The sequence below is a fragment of the Nonomuraea sp. NPDC050643 genome, assembly GCF_040654715.1.
Lineage (GTDB): Bacteria > Actinomycetota > Actinomycetes > Streptosporangiales > Streptosporangiaceae > Nonomuraea.
Map to the genome: position 1 here is coordinate 40,064 of NZ_JBFAIM010000038.1, position 20,812 is coordinate 60,875.

The window sequence follows — 20,812 nt, forward strand, 5'->3', positions numbered from 1 at the left end:
GGGCGGGCGGTCCTTCCGGGGCCGCCCGCTTTCGTTCGCGCCGGGCGGTCAGGCCGGCTTGTGGCGCTGGTAGTAGCGGGCCACGCGGACCCGGTTGCCGCACAGGTCCGGTGAGCACCAGCGGCGGCGGGGGTGGGCCGGCAGGAAGAGCATGCGGCAGTGCGGGGCCTCGCAGGATCGGACCTTGCCCACGCTCGGGTCCGTCAGCAAGGTCATGGCGGCCTCGGCCAGCTCGGTGAGCAGCCGGGACAGGACGGGGCCGTCCCTGCGGCTGCCGCTCACCAGCACGGCGCCCCTGGCCTCCACGTACGCGTACGGCGGCGCCGCCCTCAGCGCCTCGTTCAGGGCCTCGAGTGACGCGGCGGGCGGCGGGGTGGCCTCACGGGTCGCGCCGAGGATCAGCTCCACGTGGCCGCGGAGCGTTTTCACGGCCCGCAGGCCGGAGGCCGTGAGAGGGCGCTCGGGAACGGTCAGCCGGTGGGATTGGCCGCTCAGCCATGCCTGGAAGTCGTCCGCGCGGTCCAGGGCGTCGTGGACGGCGCCCGATGGGGTGACGACGCGCGTGTTGACCAGGTCGAGTGCCAGGGGCTCACCTGTCAGTAAGTCCATGGCCGCTAATGGTACCGCTCACCGTTGACGCATTAGATCACCGATGTCGGCACGTTCCAGGACATCGCGGCAGGCACGGCTACGCCGGCAGCGCGCTCACGCGTACCGGTGTGAGGTACCCCACACCGGACACGTCGCGCTCAAGGAGGAACTGCCGCAGATCAGGCCGGCTTCCTCAAAAAGGCTGACCACGTGACGAAAGCCCCACGGTTGCCCGTGGGGCCCGACGATCGTGAGCGAGGAACCGGCACCCGCGCCGGGCCCTCGGCCACGTCAACCAGGAGAACGGCTATCGACGACCGGACGTACGGCCATCGTCGTCGTCTCCGGCGCCATAGTCATCGGCGTAATCGGCATAGCGATCCGCCAGCTCATCATTGAGGTCGTCGGCGTCGTCATTACTGGAGTCTCCGACCCCGAGTTCGTCGCGAAGACGGTCAAGATCCGTGCCACCGCTGTTGTACTTCAGCTGGCGAGCAACCTTGACCTGCTTGGCCTTTGCTCGGCCGCGCCCCATTGGCTCGACCCCCTCGTGTGGGGTCGTCCCCGACCCCTCGTCGCTAACGCACCACACACTGACGCCGCCTGACTTTGGGCGTCAGCCTATCGTTCGCCTATTACCGTACCTGTTTTGTGCCCAGCTCGGTACGCCGTATGGGCGTGGGGCGTCAGTGGCCTAGCCAAATGGCCCTAATACGCCCGACTTCCGACATTCTGCGCTCGGCTAGCCTATCCGCTGCGACCGCGGGAGGAACGCCCTCCTCCGCGGCGATTCCGAAGATCTTCAGAGTCGTTTGGTAGATCTGGGCCGCCTTCGACCTGGCTCGCTCCATGTCGAAACCCTCGATCTCGTCTGCGACCTGAATCACACCGCCCGAATTGACGACGTAGTCGGGCGCGTACAGGATCCCGCGCTCGGCGAGCTGCTTCTCCACCCCGGGGTGGGCGAGCTGGTTGTTCGCCGCGCCGCAGACGATCTTCGCCTTCAGCGCGGCCACGCTCGCGTCGTCGAGCGCGCCGCCCAGCGCGCAGGGCGCGAAGACGTCGATGTCGGCGGCCACCAGCGCCCGCGCGTCGGCCACCACCTCGACCTCGGGATGGCGCAGGCGTACCCGCTCGACGGCCTTGGGGTCGACGTCGCAGACGACGACGTCGGCGCCGTCCTCCCGCAGGAGGTCGACCAGGCGGTGGCCCACCTTGCCGACGCCTTCGACGCCGACCCTCCTGCCATGGAGCGACGGCGTGCCGTAGACGACCTCGGCCGAGGCGCGCATGCCCTGGAACACGCCGAACGACGTGAGGATGGAGGAGTCGCCGGCCCCGCCGTGGGAGAGCGTGCGGCCGGTCACGAAGCGCGACTCGCGCGCGACGATGTCCATGTCCTCGCTGTAGGTGCCGACGTCACAGGCGGTGATGTAACGCCCGCCGAGCGACTGCACGAACCTACCGTACGCGCGCAGCAGCGCCTCGCTCTTGTCCCTGGCCGGGTCGCCGATGATGACCGCCTTGCCCCCGCCCAGGTCGAGGCCGGCCAGCGCGTTCTTGTAGGCCATGCCCTTGGCCAGGTTGAGCACGTCGGCCAGGGCCGCCTGCTCGCTCTCGTACGGATAGAACCTCGTGCCGCCCAGGGCCGGGCCCAGCGCCGTGTTGTGGATGGCGATGATGGCGCGCAGGCCGCTCTGCTCGTCGGCGCAGAACACGACCTGCTCGTGGACGTCCTTGTGGGACGCTCCGAAGACGTCGGTCACGGTAGTGACTCCCTGTCCGGTCCACCGCTCCATTGCGGCGGAGATCACCTCACAGAGTAGTAAGCCACAACGGTGCATGCAGGTTCGCTTCGTGACACGATGCCTCCGTGCTGCCCTATGCCGCCTACCTCCGTGTCTATGAGCCACTGACCGCGTTCGCCGAGTCCGAGCGCAAGGTGTGGGCCGACTACGCCGACTCACGTGACCGCCCGCGCCGCGCGAACGCGCTCAATGCGGAGCACGGCGAGTCCGTCATGCGCCTGCTCGGCATGCCCCCTCAACCCGTTCCCGCCCAGGAGAGCCCCAACGCCTATCTCCGGCGTGTTGAGGACCGCTTGTACGTGTGTCCCTGGCAAACCCGCCTGCGCTCGTGGCTGGCGTTCTCACGGCTTCGTGGCACCACTCCGGTCAAGCTGATGGATCACCTCGTGCCCAAGGCGATCGCCGAGCAGACCGCCGACGACTTCGACCGGTACAAGCGGAAGGCCGGTTCGGCGGCATTGCGCACGCACATTCGCACCACGGCGTGGCATGTGCCGCCATCGTGGTTCGTGCCGTTTGATGGGAACGAGCGCTGGCTGGTGCTCGGCTCGGCCAACCCTGGACAGGACGTGACGACCGCTACAGGGCGTAACCTGATCTACGTGACCTCCATGGCGCAGGCCAGGAGGCGGTCGGCGCGGGCGCTCAACGTGCTCCGCCGGCACCTGGGCGACGTGGCGGCCAACTTCGACGTGGAAGACATCGCCAGGTGGCTGGAGGAGTTCCACCCCCATTCCCTGGTCGAGCTCGACTACGGCGGCCTCGTGCACCTCATGGACGACGACGCGCTGCAGGCAGACCAGTCCGTCGCGGAGCTCTCGGCGGCCCTGACGGGCCTGGACACGGGTCAAGAAGAACTTGCCTACGCCATGTACCAGAGGGTCATTCTCCGGTGGAAGTCAATGCAACAGCTGGAATCTGCCAACTGAGCCCCAATACGGCCGTCTGACCTGCATGAGTAGGTCACGTCTCGCGGCTGCTCTCTTCTGCGAACTGAGTAGTTTGCCGTTTTCACTGCGATACCACGAACCGTGTCGCTAGAATCACCGAGCGTGACATGGCCACGGGGGGCGGGCAGTTGGGTCAAAGAAGGGCTCGCCAATCGCTCTGCGTGGCGGTATGGTCACATCGGGTGATGCCGCATATGGCTCAGAAAAGCCGCACGCTCTGCGCCATAGGGGGACATCCGTGACACGCGCAAAGGCAGTCACAGGATCGCTAAGCCGGTCCACACGGAGGAGAGGCCGCACAAATGTCAGCTCGTACACCCGAGGCCGAGCCGCTGCTCACGCCCGCTGAGGTCGCGACCATGTTCAGGGTCGACCCCAAGACCGTTACGCGGTGGGCCAAGGCGGGCAAGTTGACGTCGATTCGTACCCTCGGCGGTCATCGGCGTTACCGGGAGACCGAGGTTCGCGCACTGCTCGCGGGGATTCCGCAGCAGCGCTCCGAGTAGCGAAGGGTCGTCACGGACCTCAGGGGGGTTAGAAGGGTGGACCAGGTCACGACCGGGCCCGGTCCACCACTGTGACGACATGACGTCGTTCGGGAAGTTGGCGTCGCCCGCCCGGCGCCATTCTTCCCTTGGTCACGCCATGCGTTCGAGCAGTTCGGCGACGTCACCGTCATGCGCGGCGGCGACGCCAAGCAGCGCGGCCATGTGCTCGACGAGCATCTTCTCGAGCATCGGCCGTTCGAGGTCGCGATGCTCGAGCCAGTCGAGACCGGCCGTCTCGACCGAGGCGATCCACGACCGCAGGGTCGTGCGCAGCACCGGGCTCGGTTCTTCGACGCCCATTTGCTTCTGGATGAGGCGGAACAGCCGCCGGCGCACGCCGTCGACGATCTCGCCGACCTCACCGGTCCTGTTGGCCGGGCCACCGCGCAGGAGCGCGGCGAAACCGGCCGCGTGCTCCTCGACGAAGTCGAAGTAGCGCCTGAGCCCGGAGGCCAGCTCGTCGAGCGGCCTGCCGCCCTCCTGGGGGCGCAGCCGGGACTCCAGTTGCTCCGCCGCGCTTCTCAGCGCCGCCACGTAGAGCTCCTGCTTGCCGCCGAAGTAGTGGTAGACCAGGGCCCGTGAAGCCCCCGCCGCCGAGGCCACGTCGTCTATCGAGACGTCTTCCGCGTCGCGGGTGCTGAACAACTCCAGCGCGGCCGTCATGAGCTCTTCCCGACGCCGGTCAACGCTGAGCCTGCGCCGTGCCGGCCGTGCCGTCTCGGCTGACTTCCCGGGTGTCACACCTGCACAGTATCCGACGTCCTGCCCAATAGCTGACGTGTGGGTTTTCCGCCAAAATCAGCCTCGCCGTGACAGATGTTAAGCCAATCCGTTACGGAGGCCGTACCCTGCGGCGAACTCGATCGTTTGGTCAGACAGGTGCCCATATCCGCATCGCGGGGGAGACACATGTCAGGACCGCCCGTCAACACTTCAACCATCGCTGAGCTCAGAGAGGTAGATACGCTGCCTCGGCCCAGACCGACCATCCGCAACGTCGCCGAACGAGCCGGCGTGTCCAAATCGCTGGTGTCACTCGTGCTGCGCGGTTCCCCGCACGTGAGTGAGCACCGGCGCCAGGCCGTGCTGCAGGCCGCCCGCGAGCTCGGCTACCGGCCGAACGCGGTCGCCCGCAGCCTCGTGGAGGGTCGTACACACCTGGTGGGCGCGCTCGTCGCCGACCTGCACAACCCGTTCTACGCGGAGTTCCTCGACGGACTGCAGGAGAGCCTGCACGGCGACGGACTGCGCATGCTGATCGGGAACAGCCAATGGGACCCGGCGTTCGAGGACGAGGCCGTGGAGGCCTTCCTCGAGCTCAGGGTCGACGGGCTGGTCCTGCTCGGCATAGCCCCGACCAGCGAGACGCTGATCGAGGCGACCGCCTACACCCCCACGGTCGTCGTAGGGGAACGTGACATCGAGCTCGACGGCGTCGACATCGTGTGCGACGACGACCAGCTCGGTGCCCGTCTGGCCATCGACCACCTGGTCGAATTCGGTCACAAGCGGATCGCGCACATCGAGGGCCGGCGATCGTCGCGCTGCGAGGGTTATCTCGTGGCGATGCGCAGGCATTCGCTGGCGCCGTACATCATGGTCGAGGCCGCGGACTCGACCGAAGAGGGCGGCAGGGAGGCGGCGCTCGCGCTGCTGACCCGCGACCCCAGGCCCACGGCGATCTTCGCCGCCAATGACGTGGTGGCGCTCGGCGTGCTCGCAGCCGCGAGCGAACTGGGCCTGAGCGTGCCTGAGGACCTTTCGGTGGTGGGCTACGACAACACGCACCTGTCCGCGTCCCGCCACATCTCGCTCACCTCGGTCGACCAGCCTCGCCGGGCCATGGGCAGGTCGGCGGCCGCGATGCTGAGCGACCGCATCGGTGATCCCGGCAAGCTCGCGCGCCTGCGGGAGATCCGCCCAGAACTGATCGTGCGACGGAGCACGGGTCCCGCCTAAGAACACACCAAGGCTGGGTCAAGCCGTGTGGAGGCGCGGCCGCACGGCGGTTTACTCGGCAGGGTCATGCTAAGAGTGGCCGGATTCGCTCCGGTCACGTCTGATCCGGGGGAACAGTCATGCGTGATCCGGAACTGGTGTCATGCGCCCAGCGCGCGGCGGCCGAGCTCGAGCGCGCCTGGGGACACTGGCGGGCGGGCAGGGGACGGGGCACCGATGGCGGCGCGGAATCGGTCGCCAGCTACGTCGCCCACTCGCTCGACCATCCGTGGGGCCGCCCCCGCGTCGTCCTCGGCCTCGACGCCGAGGACGCGCGGGAGCTGGCCGCCCTGCTCGAGCGGCAGGAGGTCGGCGAGCACGCCTGGTGAGTGGCCACGCACCGCACTTGGCATAAAACGGGCTTGAGCTCCAGGCGTGACGTAAGTTGGACGCCATGCGTGCTCTACCAGCCACAGTCCTCGCCGTTTGCGGCCTGATCGCCTCCGCCTGCGGCGGCACCGGCTCCGGTGACGCCGCGGCAGGTCAGGCCGCCCCCGCGGCCGGGGCGGGGCAGGCTTCCACCGCCGCCTCACCCGCGCAGGCGAAGGACGCGCCGCCGGACGCCAAGCCTCTCGACGGCAAGGTCATCGTCATCGACCCGGGCCACAACGGCGGCAACTACCGCAACCCCAAGGCCATCAACCGCAAGGTCAACGTGCTGACCCAGTGGAAGGCCTGCGACACGACCGGCACCTCGACCAACAACGGCTACAGCGAGGCCGCCTTCACTTGGGACGTGTCCAAGCGCATGGTGAAGATCCTCGAAGGCCGCGGCGCCACCGTGAAGCTGACCAGGACCGGCAACAACGGCGTCGGCCCCTGCATCACCGAGCGGGCCGCCATCGGCAACAAGGCCGAGGCCGACGCCGCGATCTCGGTGCACGCCGACGGCTCGGCCGCGGCCAACCACGGCTTCCACGTCATCATGCCCAAGAAGATCAACGGGCCGGTCGACAAGGTCGTGGGCGCCTCCAGCAAGCTGGGCATCGCCGTGCGCGACGCCTTCGCCAAGGGCACGGGGCTGCCCTACTCCACCTACATCGGCGCCAAGGCGCTCGACTACCGCAACGACCTCGGCGGGCTCAACCTGTCCACGGTGCCGAAGATCTTCGTGGAGAGCGGCAACATGCGCAACGCCGCCGAGGCGGCCAAGTTCCAGGACCCGAAGTTCCGGCAGCGGATCGCGCTGGCGCTGGCGAACGGATTGCAGCACTATCTCAAAGCATGATTCCTCGCCCAGAGCTGCTCAGTGATCTGTCCGGTTCCTATGTGCTGACCTCGGGCGCGACGGTGTCCGGCGACTTTCCCGACACCGTACGCCTGGCGCTGCCCCGGCTCGACCCGCGCCCCGGAGACTCGGGCGAGATCGAGGTCCGGCGGGACCCCGCGCTGGGTGCGGAGGCCTACCGGCTGGTGACCGGGTCGCGGGGAGTGGAGATCACCGCCGGTGGGCGGGCCGGGGCGTTCTACGCGGCGCAGTCGTTGCACCAGTTGCTGCCGGACGCCTCCTACCGGTTCTCCGACGGCGCTTCGTGGCCCGTCCCGGGGGTGCGGGTGGAGGACGCGCCACGGTTCGCGTGGCGGGGGCTGCATCTTGACGTGGCACGGCACTTCTTCCCCAAGCGGGAGATCCTGCGCCTGATCGACCTGATGGCGGTGCACAAGCTCAACCGGCTGCACCTGCACCTGGTGGACGACCAGGGCTGGCGGGTGGAGAGCCGGGCCTATCCGCTGCTGCACGAGGTGTCCTCGCACCGGCCTCGCACGGCGACCAACTACTACCGCGAGCCCGACACCTACGACGACATCCCGCACGGCGGCTACTACACGCTCGACGACCTGGCCGAGATCGGCGCCTACGCGCGGTCCCGGTGCGTGACCGTCGTGCCCGAGATCGACGTGCCGGGGCACGCGTCGGCGATCCTGGCGGCCTACCCTGCGCTCGGGGCCACCGGGGAACCGCACGACGTGCTCGACCGGTGGGGCATCTCCCCCGCGATCCTGTCGCCGCTGCCGCGGACCGTGGAGTTCCTGACCACGATCTTCGACGAGCTGATCGGGGCGCTGGGCGAGACACCCTACGTGCACATCGGCGGCGACGAGGTCGTGCTCGACCGCTGGACGGAGTCGGCGGAGATCGTCGCCTACCGTGACTCGCTCGGGCTGGCCACGGCCAACGACCTGCAGGCGTGGTTCCTGCGGCGGCTGGCGGACGCGCTGGCCGAGCGGGGCGCGCGGGCCGTGGTGTGGGACGAGGCGTTCGTCAGCGGCGGGCTGCGCCAGGACACCATCGTCATGCCGTGGCGCGGCATGGGCGTGGGCTGGCGGGCGGCCGCGGCGGGGCACGACGTGGTGGCCACGCCGGTCTACCCGCTGTACTTCGACTACGCCGAGGCCGCCTCGCCGGACGAGCCGATGGCCATCGGCGACGCGATCACGGTCGAGGACGTGGCCGCGTTCCGGCCGGCGCCCGAGGACTGGACGGAGGAGGAGCGGGCCCGTGTCATCGGGGTGCAGGCGCAACTGTGGACCGAGCGCGTGCCCGACCCCCGTACGGTGGACTACCGCCTGTGGCCGCGGGCCTGTGCGCTGGCGGAGGTGGCCTGGTCGGGCTCGGCCTCGGCGGACTTCGGCGCGCGGCTGGCCGGGCACTACGGGCGGCTGGACGCCCTCGGCGTGGAGTATCGCCCGCCGGCGGGGCCGCACCCGTGGCAGCGGCGGCGCCCGCACCGGCCCAGCGGGGTGCGCGTGGTGGACGTGATGGCCCGGATCGACTCGATGACGCACGACGCGGAGTCGACCCGGCCCAGCATGTGAGCTAGGCGGGCCGCTCGTGGAGAATGCGCTGGAACAACCGGTGGTCCTGCCATTTGCCGTCGATCGCGAGGTAGCGCGGGGCGAGGCCGTAGGGCTCGAACCCGGCCTTGCGCAGGACGGTCTGGGAGGCCACGTTGTCGAGCAGCGTGCTCGCCGCGATCCGGTGCAGGCCGAGCTCCTGGTCGGCCATCCGGCACACCGCCCGCACCCCCTGGGTGGCCAGGCCGCGGCCGGTGTAGCCGGCGTCCAGCCAGTAGCCGAGGTCGGCGCTGAGGAACGGGCCGCGGACGATGGTGCTGAGCGTCATGCGGCCCACGACGCGCTCACCGTCGGCCAGCACCCAGGCCACCGCGCCGCCCCGGGCCTGCTGCTCGAGCAGGCTCTTGAGGCGCTCGGCCTGGCCGGCGTGCGTGAAGAACTCCGCCGGCCTGCTGGGCTCCCACCTGCGAAGGTGATCGCGGTTGCGGATGTAGGCGTCGACCAGGGCCTCCGTGTCACGCTCGGTCACCGGGCGGAGGACGACATCGCCCGCGAGCGTTACTGCTTCGATCACCGTCCCACCATAGGAGATGAAGGGGTGCGGTCTTCCCGGGGCCTCAGGATGTCCGGCCGATGGCCTCGGTGATCGACTTCATGCCGTGGCGGCGTACGCGGCGGGAGAGCTGCCGGTGGATGCGGGAGGCCCACAGGGGGCCGCCGTAGATCCAGCCCGTGTAGCCCTGGACCAGGGTGGCGCCGGCCAGGAGGCGCTCCCAGACGTCGTCCGCGTCCTCCACCCCGCCCGCCGACACCAGCGTGAGCCGGTCGCCGACCTTGGCGCGCAGGCGCCTGAGGACCTCCAGCGAGCGGGCCTTCAGCGGACGGCCCGACAGGCCGCCGGTCTCGCCCCCATGCCTGATCGTGGTGTTGGTGGCGATGATGCCGTCGAGGCCCAGCTCCACGGCCAGCTCGGCGACCGCGTCGACGTCCTCGTCGGCGAGGTCGGGCGCGATCTTGACCAGGAGCGGCGTGCGGCGGGGGGTGGCGTCGGCGACCTCCTTGACGGCGGTCAGCAGCGGGCGCAGCAGCGAGACCGCCTGGAGGTTGCGCAGGCCCGGCGTGTTGGGCGAGCTGACGTTGACCACCAGGTAGTCGGCCAGTGGGGCGAGTCTCCTGGCGGAGGCCACGTAGTCGGCCGTGGCCTCGGACTCGGGCACCACCTTGGTCTTGCCGATGTTCACCCCGACCACCACCGGGACGCCCCGGGTGCGGCGCAGCCTGCGGTCGGCGGCCACGGCGCCGGCGTTGTTGAAGCCCATCCGGTTGATCACCGCCCGCTCCGGGACGAGCCTGAACAGGCGCGGGCGCGGGTTGCCCGGCTGGGCGTGCGCGGTGATGGTGCCGACCTCGACGTGGCCGAAGCCCAGGGAGGCGACGGCCTCGGCGCACGCGGCGTCCTTGTCGAACCCGGCGGCCAGGCCGAGCGGCCCCGGGAAGTGGACACCGAACGCGCTCACGCGCAGGGCCGGGTCGTGCGGCGCGAACGCCTGGTGCAGCAGCCGCTTGAGCAGCGGCAGCCGCGCGAGGAGCGCGAGGGCGCTCACGGTGAGATGGTGCACGGCCTCGGCGTCGAAACGCCGCAAGACCTGCGAGAACACGAGGCGATACATCACGCGTCAGGCTACCAAGCCGGCCTCATAGGCGATGATCGCGGCCTGTACGCGGTTGCGTATGTCGAGCCGGGTGAGGATCGCGCTCACGTACGCCTTCACCGTGCCCTCCACGATGTGCAGCTCACGGGCGATCTCGGCGTTGGACATGCCCGCGCCGAGCAGGGCGAGCACCTCCCGCTCGCGTTCGGTGAGCGCCGCGATGCGGTCGCGGGCCAGCGCCCCCTTGGCCATCCGGCCGCCCGCGAGCTGGGTGATGACGCGCTGGGCGACCTTCGGCGACAGGTACGCCGCCCCGTCCGCCACCGCGTGGATCCCCGCGATGAGCTCGCGCGGGTCGCCCGACTTGAGCAGGAACCCGCTGGCCCCGACGTCGAGCGCCTTGGCGATGTAGTCGTCCTCCCCGAACGTGGTGAGCATCACCACGGCCGTGCCCGGCGCGGCCCTGCGGATCTCCGCCGCCGCGGCCAGCCCGTCGAGCCTGGGCATGCGGATGTCCAGGAGCGCGACGTCGGGGTGGTGGCTGATGGCCAGGTCCACGGCCTGCCGGCCGTCGCCGGCCTCGGCCACGACGTCCAGCGTGGGGTCGGAGGCGAGGATCGCGCGGACCCCGGCCCGGATCATGGCCTCGTCGTCGGCCAGGAGGATGCGGATCACACCTCTATAGTGGCCGACCTATATTGGCGGGCATGGCTCAGGTGAAGGTGTACGGCAGGAAAGACGTGTGGGCCGGGCGGCAGCGGGAGGTCTCCGACCTGATCCAGTCGTGTCTGGTGAGCGCCTGGGGGGTGCCGCAGGACAAGCGGTTCCACCGGTTCCTGCTGCTGGACGCCGACGACTTCGTGTGCCCGGCGCGGAGCGAGCGCTATCTGATCATCGAGGTGGTCTGCTTCACGGGTCGCAGCGACGACGCCAAGCGGGCGTTGATCCGGGAGATCTACGACAAGTCGGGCTACGACGCCGCCGACGTGGAGATCACGATCATCGAGATGCCCAAGGTCAACTGGGGAATTCGCGGGGTTCCCGCAGATGAGCTGACTCTGTCGTACAAGGTGGAGGTCTGACGTCGGGAGTCATGACGGCCGGACGGTATGGTCCGACTCATGAGCACTCACTATGACGTCGTCGTTCTCGGCGCGGGTCCGGGAGGATACACGGCCGCGGTCCGCGCCGCCCAGCTCGGACTGCGCACCGCGGTCGTCGAGGAGAAGTACTGGGGTGGCGTCTGCCTCAATGTGGGCTGTATCCCGTCCAAGGCGCTGCTGCGCAACGCCGAGCTGGCTCACATCTTCCACAACGAGGCCAAGACCTTCGGCATCAGCGGTGAGGTCACCTTCGACTACGGGGCGGCCTTCCAGCGCAGCCGCAAGGTGGCCGACGGGCGGGTCAAGGGCGTTCACTACCTGATGAAGAAGAACGCCATCACGGAATATGACGGCCGCGGCACCTTCCTGGACGCCAACACGATCCAGGTGAACGGCGAGACGATCACCTTCTCCAACTGCATCATCGCCGCGGGGGCCTCGACCAGGCTGATCCCGGGCACGCGGTTGTCGGAGCGGGTGGTGACGTACGAGGAGCAGATCCTCACCGAGGAGCTGCCGGGCAGCATCGTCATCGCGGGCGCCGGCGCGATCGGCGTGGAGTTCGCGTACGTGCTGCACAACTACGGCGTCAAGGTGACGATCGTCGAGTTCCTCGACCGGGTCGTGCCGCTGGAGGACGAGGAGGTGTCGGCCGAGCTGGCCAAGCGTTACAAGCGGCTCGGCATCGAGGTGCTGACCTCGACCCGCGTGGACGGCATCGAGGACACCGGCTCCTCCGTCAAGGTCACCGTCACGCGCGACGGCCAGACGCGGGTGCTGGAGGCGGACAAGGTCATGCAGGCCATCGGGTTCCAGCCGCGTGTCGACGGCTACGGGCTGGAGAAGACCGGCGTGGCGCTGACCGAGCGGGGCGCGATCGAGGTCGACGGGCGGTGCCGGACGAACGTGCCGCACATCTATGCCATCGGCGACGTCACGGCCAAGCTGATGCTGGCGCACGCCGCGGAGTCCATGGGCATCATCGCCGCCGAGACGATCGGCGACGCGGAGACCATGGAGCTCGACTACGTGATGATCCCGCGGGCGACCTACTGCCAGCCGCAGGTGGCGAGCTTCGGCTACACCGAGGCGCAGGCGCGTGAGCTGGGCTTTGACGTGAAGGTGGCGAAGTTCCCGTTCACGGCCAACGGCAAGGCGCACGGCCTGGGCGACACGGCCGGCTTCGTCAAGATCATCAGTGACAACACGCACGGCGAGCTGCTCGGCGCGCACCTGATCGGTCCCGAGGTGACCGAGCTGCTGCCCGAGCTGACCCTGGCCCAGCAGTGGGACCTGACCGTCCACGAGGTCGCGCGCAACGTCCACGCGCACCCGACGCTCGGGGAAGCGGTCAAGGAGGCCGTCCACGGCCTCGCCGGACACATGATCAACATGTAGTTTCCCCCGGTGTGATCGGTACGGCGGGTCCGTACCGATCACGGCTGTTCCGCGGTTGCCTGTCATCCGGCTGGGCGTGCTTCGCCGCCGGACGTGGCGGTCCGGGCTGACATGGGGTCCCCGGCGAGGCGTGTCGCGGACGAGCTCGTGGAGATCTTCGACCGGGCGACGCGGCCGGGGTTGTCGTAGGCGGTTGCTAGCCTCCCCGGCATGCTCGAGATGGGTGACGTCGTGGTCATGCCACTGCCCCTGGGAGGTCACGGCGCGTGCCAGGTGACCGGCGTGCGTGACGGCCTGGTGATGGTGTGCGCGCTCGACTGGCGCTCCGACTCACCGCCCGTGCTCGGCGACCTGCGTGACGCCGGCCCGCTGAGCGTCGATCACCATAGCTGGGAGGGCGGGCCGAAGCCCACGTGGGTGAGCGCCGACGTGCCCCTTCCCGCCGGCTTCGTGGTCCTGGGGTCGCTACCGCTGCACGCGGCCATGCCCCGCGAGTGCGACTCCTACGGCCCGTGGGAGGGCGAGGCGCTCCAGGTCGAGCTGCAGCGGCACTGGGACCTGCGGCTGCCCGCCGCGGCCAAGGCCGCCTACAAGGCCGCCTCCGCCCGGCAGGTCGAGGTGGATCTGGGCGGTCCGCCGCTGCGCAGGCCCGGCCAGGTGTCGCGGCTGGATCTCCGTGAGCATCGCGACGAGGTCCGGTGGGCGGGGCTCGACGCGTTGCCGCAGGTCACCACGTTGAGCTGGGCGGGGGCCGAGCGGGGGCTCGTGCGGGCGCTGGAGGGCAGGCCCATGATCACCGCGTTGACCTGGGAGGATCCGCCTGACGAGGTCGATGTGAGCCGGACCGGTCTGCGGGGCCTGGTCTTTCCCGGGCGGGCGCCGCGACGGCTCGCGCTGCCGGCGGAGCTCATGTCGTTACGGCTCGGGGGTGCGGCGCCGGAGGTCGTGACGGCGGCCTCGGCCGGGCGCTGGATCACCCTGGCCCTGGTGGGCGGCGTGGCTGCGCCCGACGGGTTGCGCGGGGTGCGCGACCTGGAGCTCGACGTGACGGGCGAGGCGGTGGTGCCGGCCGCGGCCGGGCTGGAGTCGCTGCGGGTGCGGTGGGCGGGGTCCTACGGCGCCCTGGCGGGGCTCGACGGGTTCGACCGGCTGCACACCCTGGAGCTGAGCGACGCCTACGGGGTCGAGGCCGCGATGTTGCCCGCTCCCGGAGGGCCGCTGCGGCGGCTCGGCATCAGTTGCCTGCGGAGCAGCCAGGTCAGGGCGATCAAGCAGCGCTACCGGGGCAGTGAGGTGGCGGTCCGGATCAGCGGGGCCAAGTCGGACAAATGGCTGGCGGTCAACATCGACAATCCGCTGCGCGACTGGGTCGACGATCACAAGCGCGGGGGCGCGGCGGCGTGCCGGGCCTACGCGGCGGCGGAGCGGGCGATCGAGGGGCTGGGGGTCGACGATCATCCGGCCGCCGTGGCCGACGCGCGGGGGATCCTGCGGGAGTTCGTCGAGAGGCTCAACACGATCGAGGAGCGGCACGGGATGATCGACACCGTGCTGCGGGAGGAGGCGTTCGACGCCTTCATGGGGCTGGCGAGGCGGGCGGGCGTCCCGCACGCGGAGGCCGGGGCGTGGTTCGACGGGTGGCACGACTTCTGACGGCGTCACGGGCCCGGCCCTTCCTGACGCCTTCTACAGGCTCAGCGTCTGGCCGGCGGTGATCGCCTCGCGTAGGCTCCTCGTCAGGGTGTCGGCCTGGTCGGCCAGGTCGCGCAGGCCCGCCGTGTCGCCCGTCTGGGCCAGCAGGTCGCGATACTTGTCGTTGCTCTTCTGCAGTTCGCTCGCCCGCAGGGCCGAGTCGGCCTCCCGTACGCGGGCGGCGTACGTCTCCAGGTCCCAGACGCGTTCGGTGACCGCCGCCACCGAGCGGTTCAGGGCCTCCCGCTGGGGTTCGAGCACGGCGGTGAGCTCGGGGGTCATCAGCTCGGTCATCGCCTCGGCCTGCTCGGCGCGCAGGGTGGCCTGGATGCGTACGAGGCGGGCGACCTCCCATAAGCGCTCCGGCAGCACGATGTCGTTGGCGATGCCGTCTAGGAGACCCAGGTGGTGCACGCGGGAGGCGGTGACCTCGTCGATCGCCTTCCTGGCCCGGGTCACCAGTTCGAGGGCGGGGGCGTCCAGTTCCACGGGGATGACGTAGTGGTCGCCGTACTGACCGGCCAGGCGCTGGCCCATGCTGGGCCGGGCGACGCCGATGAAGATCAGCGCGGTGAGGAAGACCATCAGGGCCGCGAACCCGGTGGATTCGTGGCCGGTCTGGACGGCCGCGAGGCTCAGCGCGGCTCCTCCCGCCGCCGCCGTGGCGGCGCCCAGCGCGAACAGGCGGCGCGCCCAGCGCGGCGGGGCCGGCTCCGGGCGGCCGAGCAGGAGTGTGGACGCGCCGATGAGGCGCCACCTGTCCCGTTCGGGAATGCCGGGATCCACGATCGGCTCGTCAATCCAGTTCACCACCACTGACCCTCGCTCTCAGGCCGTCATACGGAATGTGCGGCAATCGACCTGCCGGTCCTCCTTGACGCATTTGTCGCCGTCATGGCACCACTCTCATCGCACCGCCGGTGGAACGCCAGGGCATTTTCGAGCACACCCTGCGGGGCCGTACCGATCCACCAGGCCGGTGTGCGAATGTCGTGAAGATGTCGTGCAGCTATCCTTTCGGCCGTGTCCGCACTTCCTGAGCTCTATGTGGCCGTAGACGTCGAGGCCGACGGGCCGATCCCGGGCCCGTACAGCATGATCTCCCTGGGCATGGCCGTCGCGGGGCGGCCGGACCTGACGTTCTACACGGAGCTGCGACCGATCTCCGACGACTTCGTGCCCGAGGCGCTGGCCGTCTCCGGCCTCGACCGCGACCGGCTGCTGCGCGAGGCGCCGCACCCGAAGGCGGCTATGGCGGCGGCCGCCCGCTGGGTGAACGGCCTGCGGCGGATCGGCCGGCCCGTGTTCCTGGCCGCGCCGGCGGTGTGGGACGGCATGTTCGTGCACTGGTACTTCGTCCGGTACACCGGCAGGAACCCGTTCGGGACCACCGGCTCCGGGGTCGACCTGCGCAGCTACTGGATGGGCTCGACCGGCTGCGAGTGGGGCGAGACGCACAAGCGGGCGATCAAGCGGCGGCTGGGCCTCGACGGACTGCCGCACACGCATCACGCGGGTGAGGACGCCGCCGAGCTGGCCGAGATCTTCGACGGGGTCCTGCGGCGGGAGATCACCTGACTTCTCACGAGATCTTCAGACTTCGCTGAGGTTCCTCCAAGGATTCCCGGAGAGTTTGAAGGCGACGAAGAGACCCTCGCATCGGACGGTGGTCCCCCGAATGACCTCAACTCCCCCTCGCACCACTGACCGGCCCACCCATCGGCGCGCCCCGGCGGGCACCACGGCCCTGCGCCTGGGGCTCCTGGCGCTCGTCGCCATCGGCATCGGCGGCGCGGCTCTCGAGCTCGCCTTCGAACGCCACTGGCAGAGCTTCACCCAGCTCATCCCCTGGTTCGCCCTGGCGCTCCTGGTGGCCGCGCTCGCGCTGCTCGCCCTGCGCGACTCTCCCCGGGTGGTGACCGTGGTCCGCGTGCTGGCCGGCGCCGTGCTGCTCGCCTCGGCGTACGGCGTGTTCATGCACGTGTCCGTGAACCACGGCATGGGCGGGATGGACTCCTCCTGGGACTCGCTCACGCCGCTCACCCAATGGTGGTACGCGCTCACGAAGTCGGTCGGCAACGCCCCGCCCCTCGCCCCCGGCATGCTGGCCCAGAGCTCGCTGCTCCTACTGCTGGCCAGCCTGATCTCCAAGACCAAACCGGCGTCCTGACCGCCCTTCTTTACCCGGCCGCCGGTATCCGGCCGCACGCGCCGTCCCTCTGTTCAGGCGACTGATCCCGCAAGCTACGCCGGCGAGGGAGTGCGTGAGGGATGGGCAAGAGGATGCATTGCGCCGTATGCCCGGGCCGCTGGTCCGGGGCCGACGCCTGTGCCGAGTGTCCCCTGATGGATCTCGACGTCGAGGCGAACGCCCCACCGGCGGCGCCGGGCGGTTCACGCCGCCACCCGCGCGCCGTGGACATCGGCAAGGCCGACACCGAGGTGACCCGGCGGCTGTGCTGCGCCGCGCAGTCCGACCTGATGTTCGCCCAGCGCCTGTTCGACCACGTCATCCGTCAACCGAGGCTGGGCGTCTCGGTCTCCCCCGGCGTCGACCTCCCGGCCGTGCTGAAGCACGCCTGCGCGGGCCGGCGGCGCAGGGCGGTGCGCGACTGCCTGCTCACGGCCGCGGAGCTGCTCGCGCTGGCCGCCGTGCTGGTCTCGATCATGCTCGCCGTCCTCACGCTCTCCTTCGACCCGCTCCGCCTCGTGCCGTGGGCGCTGGGCCTGCTGCTGGTCGGCACGACGCTGGTGAAGTCGCTGTCCGAGCTGGCCTACAACCGGGTGATCACCAGAACGCTCCACCCCGACCGGTTCGACCCGCGCGCCGCCCCCGCGCCGGTGAAGCGGCTGCTGCGGGCGCGCATCGACGAGATCGCGGCCCTGGCGCGCGGCAACGTCTCGATCTACAGCGGGTTCAAGCCGTTCAGCGGCTACGGGAAGGTGATCGGCGGCTGGTCCTTCGCCATCGACGTGGACAAGCCCCGCCACGAGGGCGGCACGACGCTGCCGTTCGAGGTCCACGACATCCGCAGTCACGTGACCGCCCAGGTCGAGGCGCTCGAATGGATCGGGCTCGAGGTCGAGGACCGGGTCTTCGTCAGCGGCCGTGACGTGCACGGGGACCACGACTTCGTGGACGCGGCCGGCCGGCCCCGGGCCGAGGTGGACGGCGCGCGGTTCGACCGGCTGCTCGGGGAGCGGGACGGCAGGGCGCGGCCGTACACGGTGATCCGGCTGGTGGGCTGGGACGGCGAGCTGGCGCTGACCATCTTCCTGCGCTTCGTGATCGTGAAGCGGAACCTGTTCATCGAGGCGAGCCACTCCATCCTCACGCCGCTGCAGGAGAAGTTCGACGTCTACGACAAGATCCGGCCCATCTCGTCACCGTGGGACTTCGTGCGGCTGGCCGCGCGCGGGGTGGGCATGTTCGGGGACGTCATGTCGGCGTTCTCGCACCGGGCCGAGCACGCCTGCGATCGCCGGGCGCTGGGCGAGGCGCCGGTCATGCCGTACCGGCGGAACTTCGACCACGGCGCGTCCTACAGCGTGCGTGAGGCGGCCAGTGACAAGCGCTATCACCGCTACTTCCAGAAACTGGACAGCGAGATGTACACAAAGGTCGTCGAGCAGCGTATCTTCGACGCCCTGGTGCAGTTCCTGGACGGCCACGAAGTGGACACCGGGGAGTTGATCAAACGGCAGACGACGATACTCAACCACGGAGTGCTCGTGACCGGCGGCGGCTCCATCCAGGCGCAGAGCGTCGCGGCCGGCAGTGGCGCGCAGGCCAGCAGCTTCCAGTACGCGCCTGGCGGAGACGGCAGAAGGTGAGCCGCTGTGGGTGACAACTACGGCATACACGTCAGTGGTGGACAGGTGACGGGCTCCTCCATCGCGGCCGGGCCTGGCGCGCGGGCGATCTCGTACGGGTCCGCGCCCGAGCCCGAGCCCCTCAAGCCGAGCCCCGACAAGGAGCGCAACGTCTTCGTCATCCACGGCCGCGACGAGCAGGCGCGCCTGGCCGTCTTCGACCTGCTGCGCCGGATGGGCCTGGTCCCGCTCGAATGGGAGACGCTCGTGCGCGAGACCGCGAGCGCCAGCCCGCACCTGCTGGACGTGGTCGGCCAGGCGCTGACCATGGCGCAGGCGGTCGTGGTGCTCATGACGCCCGACGACGTCGTCCAGCTCCACCCCGGGCTCGCCGGGGACGACGAGGAGGACGGCGGGGTGGGCTGTCAGGCGCGGCCCAACGTGCTGTTCGAGGCCGGGATGGCGTTCGGGGTGAGCCCCAGGCGGACGCTGCTGGTGCGGCTCGGGCGTATGCGGCCGGTCTCCGACATCGCCGGACTGAACTACGTCCAGCTCGACGGCGCCCCCGGCAGCGTGCAGAAGCTGCGGCTGCGACTCGAGAACGCGGGGTGCAAGCCGCTGGGGACGGGCGTCGACTACTTCGATCCCGCCCTGCTGCGCGACCTCGCGGCCTACACGCGCCGGCCTCCGCGTTAGGCGGCCGGCGATGCGCCTTGCGCAGGGGCTGAGGCTGGTCGTCCGTACGTCGCGCGGCCGGATCCTGCTGGCGACGCAGTTCTTCATCGCCTTCGGGATCGTCTCGGCCGCCGTCCAGTTCGTCGGCCAGGTGTTCGGCGCGCGCTTCGCGAACCCGGCGGGGGTCACCGCGATCTCGCTGGCCGCGTGCCTGGCCTGGGGCCTGCTGCGCGCCTTCCCGCGCGGCCGGATCTCCCGCGACCTCGTCCATCCCGACGTGACGATCACGATCAGGGTCGGCGACCTGCTGAACCAGGACGCGGACCTGGTGATCGGCTTCACCGACACGTTCGACACCGACATCGGCGACAACGCGGTCATCAACCGGGGCAGCCTGCAGGGCCAGTTGCTGGGCCGCATGTACGACGGCGACCTCGCGCGGCTGGACGAGGAGCTGGAGCAGGCCATGGCGGCGGTCGTGCCGATCTCCGTGGAGACGAGGGCGGACAAACCCAAGGGCAAGCTGAAGCGCTATCCCCTGGGCACCGTCGCGACCATCGGGTCACCGTTCCGGCGGATCTACTGCGTGGCCTACAGCCGGATGGGCAACGACCTGACCGCGCGGTCGTCGATCGACGACCTGTGGCTGAGCCTGGGGCATCTCTGGGCGGCCATCGCGCGAAAGGGCCAGCTCAACCGGGTGGCGGTGCCCATCATGGGGGCCGAGCTGGCTCGGGTGCACGCCCTCGACCGCGAGAACCTGCTCAAGATGACCATCCTGTCGTTCGTCGCCCAGTCCAGGACGTGTCCCATCTGCCGGGAGCTCGTCGTCGTCATCCGGCGGGCGGACGTCGAGAAGGTGGACCTGCTGGAGATGAAGGCTTTTCTTGCCGCTTTATGAACGATTCGGAACCTTTCCCGTACTTTTCACGTCACATCGAGGCAAAGCACTGGGACGAATGAGGCTGGTGAGGTTCGAGTGGCGTTACAGCGCACGTTCATCGCGACGGTCGTGATGGTGGCCACCGTGTTCGGCGCGGAGGGCGCGTCGGCGGGGGTCGCGCCCCGGGCGGTCCAGGCGCCCGTGGCCCAGGCCACCGCGCCGACGGCGGCTCCCGCGGCCGCCACCACGAAGCAGAGCACCACGGAGACCACCGCCGAGCCCGTGTGCGCCCGCCTGAAGGGCGCGGAGGCGTGCGTGGGGCCCGACGGGAGCAACCGGCCGGGCGTCACGATCGAGGACACGGCCGACGACAAGATGCATCCCGCGGTCGAGTACTACCTGAACGGCTACCTCGGCACCAAGTACGTCATCCACAACCTCGCCAGGAACGGCGAGGTGCGCGGCAGCCGCGAGATCGGCCGGACCGTGACCTTCCGCGCGGCCCTGTACCGGGGCGGCCACCGGGTCAAGTACGGCCGCTGGAAGACCGTGCGCAACATCGCCAAATACCCCGTCAAGCGCGAGACCCGCGTCAGCCCCGCCGCCGCCCAGGACAGGTCGAGGGTGTGCACCTCGACGAAGGGCGCCGCGACCACCTGCTTCACCGAGCGCGCGACCGTCGTCTTCGCCTGCGACACCAAGGCCGACCAGTACCAGGCCCGCGCCGAGTACTTCGTGGGCGGCGACCCGACCGCGCGCTTCGAGATCCACCAGCTCGCCGGCCTGAACACCTGCGGCAAGGCCGAACACGGCGACCTGTCGGTCAGCATGTACCGCGCCTCGGTGTTCGACCACGGGCGCCGCAAGGGCAGCCGGCTCTACAAGTACAACTGACCCCCGCCTCC

At 70.0% G+C, this 20,812-nt stretch carries 23 protein-coding genes; 15 read left to right on the forward strand and 8 right to left on the reverse strand.

Annotated features, from left to right (window positions below; genetic code table 11):
* Nucleotides 1-48: 48 nt before the first annotated feature.
* From AB0I15_RS38650 to AB0I15_RS38660, 3 genes are all read right to left on the reverse strand, one after another.
* Entirely contained in the window at nucleotides 49-609 is a 561-nt protein-coding gene (locus AB0I15_RS38650; RefSeq protein WP_358107182.1) for an ABATE domain-containing protein, read from the reverse strand.
* 289 nt (nucleotides 610-898) lie between these two features.
* A complete protein-coding gene (locus AB0I15_RS38655; protein ID WP_195893850.1) occupies nucleotides 899-1,126 on the reverse strand; it encodes a DUF3073 domain-containing protein in 228 nt (75 codons plus the stop codon).
* Between the two features lie 151 nt (nucleotides 1,127-1,277).
* A complete protein-coding gene (locus tag AB0I15_RS38660) occupies nucleotides 1,278-2,357 on the reverse strand; it encodes a Glu/Leu/Phe/Val dehydrogenase dimerization domain-containing protein (protein ID WP_358107185.1) in 1,080 nt (359 codons plus the stop codon).
* A 107-nt stretch (nucleotides 2,358-2,464) separates the two neighbouring features.
* Here AB0I15_RS38660 and AB0I15_RS38665 point away from each other — a divergent pair, with 107 nt between their 5' ends.
* Together AB0I15_RS38665 and bldC are read left to right on the forward strand one after the other, a co-directional pair.
* Nucleotides 2,465-3,328: a hypothetical protein gene (locus tag AB0I15_RS38665; protein ID WP_358107188.1), complete on the forward strand. Its 864-nt coding sequence runs from the start codon at nucleotides 2,465-2,467 to the stop codon at nucleotides 3,326-3,328.
* 323 nt (nucleotides 3,329-3,651) lie between these two features.
* Entirely contained in the window at nucleotides 3,652-3,855 is a 204-nt protein-coding gene (gene bldC / locus AB0I15_RS38670; protein WP_013133571.1) for a developmental transcriptional regulator BldC, read from the forward strand.
* A gap of 132 nt (nucleotides 3,856-3,987) precedes the next feature.
* On the opposite strand, the gene AB0I15_RS38675 is transcribed toward bldC, so the two are convergent.
* Nucleotides 3,988-4,560, reverse strand: a complete 573-nt coding sequence (locus tag AB0I15_RS38675) for a TetR/AcrR family transcriptional regulator (RefSeq protein WP_358107191.1) — start codon at nucleotides 4,558-4,560, stop codon at nucleotides 3,988-3,990.
* 324 nt (nucleotides 4,561-4,884) lie between these two features.
* Between AB0I15_RS38675 and AB0I15_RS38680 the strand changes: the two genes are divergently transcribed.
* The 4 genes from AB0I15_RS38680 (at nucleotide 4,885) to AB0I15_RS38695 (ending at nucleotide 8,712) form a co-directional block, all read left to right on the forward strand.
* On the forward strand, nucleotides 4,885-5,856 hold the full coding sequence (locus tag AB0I15_RS38680; RefSeq protein WP_358107395.1) for a LacI family DNA-binding transcriptional regulator: 972 nt from the start codon (nucleotides 4,885-4,887) through the stop codon (nucleotides 5,854-5,856).
* A 119-nt stretch (nucleotides 5,857-5,975) separates the two neighbouring features.
* Nucleotides 5,976-6,224: a hypothetical protein gene (locus tag AB0I15_RS38685; RefSeq protein WP_358107195.1), complete on the forward strand. Its 249-nt coding sequence runs from the start codon at nucleotides 5,976-5,978 to the stop codon at nucleotides 6,222-6,224.
* 65 nt (nucleotides 6,225-6,289) lie between these two features.
* Entirely contained in the window at nucleotides 6,290-7,123 is an 834-nt protein-coding gene (locus AB0I15_RS38690; protein WP_358107198.1) for an N-acetylmuramoyl-L-alanine amidase, read from the forward strand.
* The gene (locus AB0I15_RS38695) at nucleotides 7,120-8,712 is read left to right on the forward strand and encodes a beta-N-acetylhexosaminidase (RefSeq protein WP_358107201.1); all 1,593 of its coding nucleotides are present in this window, start codon (nucleotides 7,120-7,122) and stop codon (nucleotides 8,710-8,712) included. Before AB0I15_RS38690 ends, AB0I15_RS38695 begins: the two co-directional genes overlap by 4 nt.
* 1 nt (nucleotide 8,713) lies before the next feature.
* Here AB0I15_RS38695 and AB0I15_RS38700 read toward each other — a convergent pair whose 3' ends face one another.
* From AB0I15_RS38700 to AB0I15_RS38710, 3 genes are read right to left on the reverse strand one after another with little or no spacing between them, the layout of a single operon-like run.
* Nucleotides 8,714-9,265, reverse strand: a complete 552-nt coding sequence (locus AB0I15_RS38700) for a GNAT family N-acetyltransferase (protein WP_358107204.1) — start codon at nucleotides 9,263-9,265, stop codon at nucleotides 8,714-8,716.
* Nucleotides 9,266-9,308: 43 nt separating this feature from the next.
* Entirely contained in the window at nucleotides 9,309-10,361 is a 1,053-nt protein-coding gene (locus AB0I15_RS38705) for a quinone-dependent dihydroorotate dehydrogenase (RefSeq protein WP_358107207.1), read from the reverse strand.
* 6 nt (nucleotides 10,362-10,367) lie between these two features.
* On the reverse strand, nucleotides 10,368-11,018 hold the full coding sequence (locus AB0I15_RS38710) for a response regulator transcription factor (RefSeq protein WP_358107210.1): 651 nt from the start codon (nucleotides 11,016-11,018) through the stop codon (nucleotides 10,368-10,370).
* A 32-nt stretch (nucleotides 11,019-11,050) separates the two neighbouring features.
* Here AB0I15_RS38710 and AB0I15_RS38715 point away from each other — a divergent pair, with 32 nt between their 5' ends.
* From AB0I15_RS38715 to AB0I15_RS38725, 3 genes are all read left to right on the forward strand, one after another.
* Nucleotides 11,051-11,425, forward strand: a complete 375-nt coding sequence (locus tag AB0I15_RS38715) for a tautomerase family protein (RefSeq protein ID WP_358107213.1) — start codon at nucleotides 11,051-11,053, stop codon at nucleotides 11,423-11,425.
* A gap of 39 nt (nucleotides 11,426-11,464) precedes the next feature.
* The gene (gene lpdA, locus AB0I15_RS38720) at nucleotides 11,465-12,844 is read left to right on the forward strand and encodes a dihydrolipoyl dehydrogenase (protein WP_358107216.1); all 1,380 of its coding nucleotides are present in this window, start codon (nucleotides 11,465-11,467) and stop codon (nucleotides 12,842-12,844) included.
* Nucleotides 12,845-13,054: 210 nt separating this feature from the next.
* Nucleotides 13,055-14,497 carry a hypothetical protein gene (locus tag AB0I15_RS38725; protein WP_358107219.1) on the forward strand — a complete coding sequence of 481 codons (1,443 nt, stop codon included), beginning with the start codon at nucleotides 13,055-13,057 and terminating at the stop codon, nucleotides 14,495-14,497.
* Between the two features lie 33 nt (nucleotides 14,498-14,530).
* On the opposite strand, the gene AB0I15_RS38730 is transcribed toward AB0I15_RS38725, so the two are convergent.
* Nucleotides 14,531-15,346: a hypothetical protein gene (locus tag AB0I15_RS38730; protein ID WP_358107221.1), complete on the reverse strand. Its 816-nt coding sequence runs from the start codon at nucleotides 15,344-15,346 to the stop codon at nucleotides 14,531-14,533.
* Between the two features lie 213 nt (nucleotides 15,347-15,559).
* Between AB0I15_RS38730 and AB0I15_RS38735 the strand changes: the two genes are divergently transcribed.
* The 6 genes from AB0I15_RS38735 to AB0I15_RS38760 all read left to right on the forward strand — a co-directional run bounded on the left by AB0I15_RS38735 (nucleotide 15,560) and on the right by AB0I15_RS38760 (nucleotide 20,801).
* Complete coding sequence (locus tag AB0I15_RS38735) at nucleotides 15,560-16,114, forward strand: exonuclease (protein WP_358107224.1); 555 nt, start codon at nucleotides 15,560-15,562, stop codon at nucleotides 16,112-16,114.
* A 100-nt stretch (nucleotides 16,115-16,214) separates the two neighbouring features.
* On the forward strand, nucleotides 16,215-16,706 hold the full coding sequence (locus AB0I15_RS38740; protein WP_358107227.1) for a hypothetical protein: 492 nt from the start codon (nucleotides 16,215-16,217) through the stop codon (nucleotides 16,704-16,706).
* A 176-nt stretch (nucleotides 16,707-16,882) separates the two neighbouring features.
* A complete protein-coding gene (locus AB0I15_RS38745; protein ID WP_358107230.1) occupies nucleotides 16,883-18,370 on the forward strand; it encodes a hypothetical protein in 1,488 nt (495 codons plus the stop codon).
* Between the two features lie 6 nt (nucleotides 18,371-18,376).
* A complete protein-coding gene (locus AB0I15_RS38750; protein WP_358107233.1) occupies nucleotides 18,377-19,045 on the forward strand; it encodes a nucleotide-binding protein in 669 nt (222 codons plus the stop codon).
* Nucleotides 19,046-19,055: 10 nt separating this feature from the next.
* Nucleotides 19,056-19,925: a macro domain-containing protein gene (locus AB0I15_RS38755; protein ID WP_358107236.1), complete on the forward strand. Its 870-nt coding sequence runs from the start codon at nucleotides 19,056-19,058 to the stop codon at nucleotides 19,923-19,925.
* Nucleotides 19,926-20,003: 78 nt separating this feature from the next.
* Nucleotides 20,004-20,801 (forward strand): hypothetical protein, encoded by a 798-nt coding sequence (locus AB0I15_RS38760; RefSeq protein ID WP_358107239.1) that lies wholly within the window; start codon nucleotides 20,004-20,006, stop codon nucleotides 20,799-20,801.
* The last annotated feature ends 11 nt before the right edge of the window (nucleotides 20,802-20,812 follow it).